General features: G+C 61.8%; 6 protein-coding genes. 5 read left to right on the top strand and 1 reads right to left on the bottom strand.

Annotated features, from left to right (window positions below; translation table 11 throughout):
* From WA989_RS13635 to WA989_RS13625, 3 genes are all read left to right on the top strand, one after another.
* Window positions 1-380: agmatine deiminase family protein (locus WA989_RS13635; RefSeq protein ID WP_424341039.1), on the top strand; the 380-nt coding region annotated here is incomplete at its 5' end.
* Entirely contained in the window at window positions 377-1,219 is an 843-nt protein-coding gene (gene aguB, locus WA989_RS13630; RefSeq protein ID WP_424341038.1) for an N-carbamoylputrescine amidase, read from the top strand. The genes WA989_RS13635 and aguB, both read left to right, overlap by 4 nt.
* A gap of 72 nt (window positions 1,220-1,291) precedes the next feature.
* Window positions 1,292-2,704, top strand: a complete 1,413-nt coding sequence (locus WA989_RS13625) for a dihydrolipoyl dehydrogenase (protein ID WP_424341037.1) — start codon at window positions 1,292-1,294, stop codon at window positions 2,702-2,704.
* 61 nt (window positions 2,705-2,765) lie between these two features.
* Here the strand turns inward: WA989_RS13625 and WA989_RS13620 are convergent, their stop codons facing one another.
* Window positions 2,766-3,389 carry a hypothetical protein gene (locus WA989_RS13620; RefSeq protein WP_424341036.1) on the bottom strand — a complete coding sequence of 208 codons (624 nt, stop codon included), beginning with the start codon at window positions 3,387-3,389 and terminating at the stop codon, window positions 2,766-2,768.
* A 225-nt stretch (window positions 3,390-3,614) separates the two neighbouring features.
* On the opposite strand from WA989_RS13620, the gene murI reads away from it, so the two are divergent.
* Together murI and WA989_RS13610 are read left to right on the top strand one after the other, a co-directional pair.
* Entirely contained in the window at window positions 3,615-4,499 is an 885-nt protein-coding gene (gene murI, locus WA989_RS13615) for a glutamate racemase (protein ID WP_424341035.1), read from the top strand.
* 50 nt (window positions 4,500-4,549) lie between these two features.
* Entirely contained in the window at window positions 4,550-5,641 is a 1,092-nt protein-coding gene (locus WA989_RS13610; RefSeq protein ID WP_424341034.1) for a substrate-binding domain-containing protein, read from the top strand.
* Window positions 5,642-5,790 lie beyond the last annotated feature (149 nt).

Below are 5,790 nucleotides of genomic sequence, written 5' to 3'. Positions count from 1 at the left end.
GCTTTATCGGGCCGGGCCATGTCGTCTGCCAGACACCGTCGGGCGATGATGATCCGAATGCGGACATTCTGCGCGCGATCGAGGATGAGCTTCGCACGGCCGGCCTTAAGGTCTCCACCATTCCCTCTCCGGGCCGGATCGAGGATGAAGATGGCGCGCCCGTCCCGGCGAGCCACATGAATTTCCTGATCTCCAATGGCCGCATCATCCTGCCGATCTATGAAGACACCCATTCAAAGCTCGCCAAGGCGGAGCTGCAGGCGCTGATGCCGGACCATGAGATTATCGCGTTGCCCGCCAACCATATTCTGACAGGCGGGGGCAGTTTTCACTGCATGACCCAGCAGGTCCCGCAAATCGATGAAGGATTGTCCACATGAGCCGCACACTGAAGGTCGCTGCGATCCAGGCTTCGTTCAGCCAGGACATGCAGGCCAATATCGACAAGGTGAAAGGCCTCATTCGAGAGGCCGCTGCTGAGGGCGCCGAGATCATCCTGCCGTCGGAGCTCTTCTGCGACCACTATTTCTGCAAGGTGCAGGACGAAAAATTCTTCGCTAACGCCTATCCGTGGGAGGAGCATCCGGCTGTCATCCAGCTTGAAGAACTTGCCAAGGAGCTCGGCGTCGTCATCCCCGTCTCGATCTATGAGAAGGACGGGCCGGAATACTATAATTCCATCGTCATTATCGATGCAGACGGCAATGCGCTTGGCGTTTATCGCAAATCCCATATTCCCGATGGCCCCGGCTATATGGAGAAGTTCTATTTCCGTCCGGGCAATACAGGCTTCCGCGTCTGGGATACGATGAAGGGGAGGATTGGCGTTGGCATCTGCTGGGACCAGTGGTTCCCCGAAACAGCTCGCGCCATGGCGCTGATGGGCGCCGATGTCCTGTTCTACCCGACGGCGATCGGCTCCGAGCCGCATGACGCAGACCTCGACACGGCCGCGCGCTGGCGCCGGGCGATGCAGGGTCATGCGGTCTCGAACGTCATCCCGGTCGTCGCGGCCAACCGGACCGGCGATGAGAACGGCCAGATCTTCTATGGCACGAGCTTCATCGCAGACCATGCCGGCGAAATCGTCTCGGAGCTTGGCCGGAATGAGGAAGGCGTCATTACCGCCGAATTCGACCTCGATTTCCTCGACCGTCACCGCGCCGCATGGGGCTTCTTCCGCGACAGGCGGACGGATTTATACGATATTCTGAGCTAGGTCCCGGCGCGGTGCCGGAACCAGACGCGGTCTAGAATCGCTTGGCTCTTGGAAACGGCACAGGAGCAAGGCGTGGCAGATCTCAGGACCGATGTAGCAATTCTTGGCGCGGGCACCGCAGGCCTCGCCGCCGAGCGACATGCGAGAGATGCGGGCGCGCAGACGCTTCTGATCGACCCATATTTTGCCGGCACGACGTGCGCGACGGTCGGCTGCATGCCCTCAAAGCTCCTGATTGCTACTGCCAATGCCGCGCACACGGCCCGCACGGCAGATGCGTTTGGGATAAGGTTGCCCGAGCCGGATATTGACGGCCCGGCCGTCCTTGGACGGCTGCGGGCTCAGCGTGACCGCTTTGTCGAGGCCACCAAGGAGTCCATGGCCGATCTGCCGGACGGTATCTGTGTCAGGGCCCGGGCGCGCTTTGCCGGCCCGACCAAACTCATCCTTGACGATGGCCGGACAGTGGACGCCAAAGCGGTCGTCATCGCCACAGGCGCCAGTCCCATCATTCCAGAACCATACAAGGCGGTAAGCGACCGTATCCTGACGAATGAAACGCTGTTCGATCTTGAGGATTTGCCCGGCTCTGTCGGCGTCATCGGGGCCGGGCCGCTTGGGCTTGAAATGGCGCAGGCGCTCGCTCGATTGGGCGTGGGGGTGGAGGTCTTCGATACCGGAGAGACGCTGGCTGGGTTGCCGACAGGTGATGTCGAGGCGTCCTTGCGAGAGGCCCTTGGCGAGGAAATGCCGCTCCACCTGAATGTCGAACCCGAAGCCTCCTGCGAAGGAGACGCGGTGCGCTTGCGCTGGACCGGCGCAGAAACAGGAGAGGCTGTCTTCGACAGGCTGCTTGTCGCCGCTGGCCGCGCGCCAAACCTGGACGGTCTCGATCTCGAGACAGCCGGTCTTGATCTCGACGAGCATGGCGCGCCTGTCTTCGACCGCGATACGCTGCAATGCGGGAAAGCCCCGGTCTTCATTGTGGGCGATGCCAATCACGACCGGCCTGTCCTTCATGAGGCCTCTGCCGAGGGCACGATTGCCGGGCTCAACGCCGCGACCTTCCCGCAGGTCAAACCGATGCAGAGGAAGTCCAAGCTGCAGATCATGTTCACCGAGCCGAACATGGCGACAGTGGGAGAGCCGGGCGGCGACGGGGTCGTCTGCGGTCGGGCAGACTATTCAGATCAGGGCAGGGCGAAAGCCATGCTGAAAAACAGAGGCCAGTGCGATATCTTCGCCGATGATACGGATGGCCGGATCACCGGCGCGCGCCTGGTCGGCCCCGGCATAGAACATATCGCCCATATGATCGCCTGGGCAGTCGAGACCCGGCTGACGGCCAGCGATATGCTCGACCGGCCCTTCTATCACCCGACGCTTGAGGAGGGCCTCAAATCCGCGCTGCAGCAGATTTGCAAGGCGGTCTCGGCGCCGAAACCGCCGGAACGCGATGACGGCTTCCTGCCAGGGTCGGTCTGAGCCACAAAAAAGCCGGGCGGAAGGTCCGGCCCGGCTTTCTGTCTGGATGTGGTCGTCTTTGCTAGTGCAGCGCGCCATTGGCGGCGAATTTCTGCGCCTGCTCGATCCACTGCTCGCGGGCCACACGGCCCTTGAAGGCGAGAAAATCGTCGACCCATTTGGCTTCGGCGTCTTGCCACGAAGCGATCTGGCGGAAGTGATAGACGCCAAGATCGTTCAGCGTCTGGGATAGTTTCGGGCCGATGCCCTTGATCCGGGTCAGATCGTCAGCGTCGCCTTCAGGCGCGTCTAGACCGAGAGGCCGGCGCAGCGCGTTCGCGGGTGTGGACCCGGCGAATTTGTCGAAGTCGAAGAAGTTGGAAAAGGATCCCAGGTCGTTCGGACGGCGCATCTGGTCGAACCAGTCGGTCAGCGCGCTTCCCGGTACAGATTGCGGCCAGCGCATCCAGCCCGGCATGGCTTCAAGCACTTTTGCGGTGCTTTCCCAGTGCTGGAGATTGAGATCGGCCAGCTTGCGGAAAAGGTCGCGGGTCATGTCTTCGGAGGTGGAATGTTCCGCCGTCGGGTTCATCGACATAACGGTTTCGATCCAGGCTTCACCTGCGCTACGGCTAAAGTCTCCCCAGGCGGCGAGAGACTCGGTCCATAGTTCAATCGGGTTCAGTTTTGTCTCGGCGGTGGTCATTGTGGCGCTCCTTTGAGCTTATGCTGCGGTGCAACATAGCAAATATCTGGCGCGTTTTCAAGTATTCCCGGCGATTTGGGTCTTTTGCGTGGTGCGGTGCAGCACTTTATGGGCCTGGCTCTTGCTGTCCGGCCCGCGAGAGGGGTGTGATTTCGCGGCAAATGCGTGGCAGGCAACGCCATATTAACGCCAGAGGCGAAGCATCCTATGCTGACAGGAGCGACCATGCCGACCGAGACCACGCTTTCCAGCCGATTGATGCCCGTGCCAGAGGCCGGCCGGGTGCTTGTGTTCGATTCCGGCATGGGTGGGCTGACGGTCGCGCGCGAGATCATGGCCCGCGCGCCGCGTGTGGCTGTCGATTACGCGGCCGATACCGGCTTTTTTCCCTATGGCGACAAATCCGATGCAGCCCTCAGGGCGCGCCTGCCCGAGATTGCTGCGCAACTGGTCGAGCGCGCTAAGCCGGACGTCTTCGTGATTGCCTGCAACACGGCGAGCACGCTGGCGCTGGAAGAGGTTCGCGCGCAGCTCGATATCCCGGTGGTCGGCACCGTGCCTGCAATCAAGCCTGCCGTGGCCTCCACGAAGACGGGCGTGATCGGTCTGCTGGCGACACCTGGCACAATCCGGCGCGACTATACGGCTCGCCTGATCGACGATTTTGCCCAGGGCGTCTCCGTCATCATGCACGGCAGTATCGAACTGGTCCGCCTGGCAGAAGCGCATGCCGCCGGCGAGGCACATGACGCGGCCGGCTTTGGCGCAGCGGTGCAGCCCATCTTCGAGGCCGATGGCGGCGATCGCGTCGATACGATCGTCCTTGCCTGCACGCACTTCCCGCTGGTCCGCGAACAGCTGGTGGCGGCCAGCCCGAGGCCCGTCCAGTTCATCGATTCAGGTGCGGCGATCGCGCGCCAGACCTTGCGCGTGCTGTCGCGCGAAACAGAAGGACGCGCGCCGAATGACAGGCCCGGCGGTCGGGTCTTCCTGACCAGCAGCCTCTCTCAGAACCGGCGGCTGCTCAGTGTGTGCCGGACGTTCGGATTTCCGTCTGCCCATGATCTCATGGCAGAAGAAAATGCAGAAAACCGCTCGGCGAGCATCTGACTGTCACAAAACATCTATATTCGGGGCCGGACTAGTTACTGGAGCCTCTCATGCGCGCCATATCCGCCCTCTTCGCGACCAGCCTTTTCCTCACCGCCTGCGCGCCAGAGGTCGATCTGTCGGAGATCGATGCAAGTTCGGGGGCCGTCGCGGTCTTCGCTGCGGCGCCTGACGAGAAGATCAAGATTGTCGGCTCCTCGACGGTTTATCCGTTCACCTCCACCGTGGCCGAGCAATTCGGGGCGATCACCGAATATCCGACGCCCATTGTGGAATCGACAGGCACGGGCGGCGGCTTCAAGGCGTTCTGCCAGGGGATCGGCCCGGACACCGCCTCGATGACCGGCGCGTCCCGGCCGGTCAAACCGTCTGAGGTTGCCCTGTGCGCCAGGGCCGGCATCACGCAGCTCGTCGAGGTCAAGATCGGCTATGACGGCATCGTGCTCGCCAATGCCAAGGGCTCGCCGTCGCTGGATCTCTCCAAAGCCGAAATCTGGCTCGGCCTGGCTGAGGAAATTCCGGACGGAAATGGCGGCTGGATCAAGAATCCGCACGAGACATGGAGCGATGTCGCAGATCACCTGCCGGACATGCAGATTCTCGTCTCCGGGCCGCCGCCGACATCCGGTACGCGCGACGCCTTCGCCGAACTTGCCCTCGAAGGGGGCGCGGAAGAAATCCCGGAAGTCGCCGCCCTGAAGGAAACTGACCCAGAGCTTTTTGAAAAGCGGGCGATGACGATCCGCAATGATGGCAAATGGATCGACTCCGGGGAAAACGACACCGCTATCGTGCAGACCCTGATGAAGAACCCCGACAGTATCGGGATCATGGGCTATTCCTTTCTCGAGCAGAATCTCGACCGTCTGAAAGGCTCGAAAGTCGGCGGCGTCGAACCGGAGTTCGAGCGCATTGCGAGCGGCGAGTACGGAATTTCACGCTCAATGTTCTTCTATGTGAAGAAGCAGAATGTGAACCTGGTGCCGGGCATCAGGGAGTTCATCTCCGAATTCACCCAGGAGGACGCCTGGGGTCCGACCGGTTATCTCGTCGACAAGGGCCTCATCCCTCTGCAGAAGGACGAGCGCATCACGGTCCGGGAGAGGGCCATGGCGCTCGAAGTGATGGGGTCGGAGAGCTAGGGCTAGCCGTCCCGCTCATCCCGGCGAAGACTGACGTCTTGGAGACATAAATCTCAGCGCTTGCTGCACGAGACTCCGGCCTGCGTCGGGTCGATCGGCAGATAGGGTTCAGCTCACTTCCGCGAGCACTTCCCCGATCACCTCCCGCG

It is taken from the genome of Henriciella sp., assembly GCF_049649345.1.
Lineage (GTDB): Bacteria > Pseudomonadota > Alphaproteobacteria > Caulobacterales > Hyphomonadaceae > Henriciella.
Note: the sequence above shows the minus strand (reverse complement) of the source record. Positions and strands in the feature narration are given on the sequence as shown.

Coding starts and splice junctions, on each gene's coding strand:
- WA989_RS13620 (WP_424341036.1), bottom strand. CDS start 3,389: ATGACCACCGCCGAGACAAAACTGAACCCGATTGAACTATGGACCGAG.
- aguB (WP_424341038.1), top strand. CDS start 377: ATGAGCCGCACACTGAAGGTCGCTGCGATCCAGGCTTCGTTCAGCCAG.
- murI (WP_424341035.1), top strand. CDS start 3,615: ATGCCGACCGAGACCACGCTTTCCAGCCGATTGATGCCCGTGCCAGAG.
- WA989_RS13610 (WP_424341034.1), top strand. CDS start 4,550: ATGCGCGCCATATCCGCCCTCTTCGCGACCAGCCTTTTCCTCACCGCC.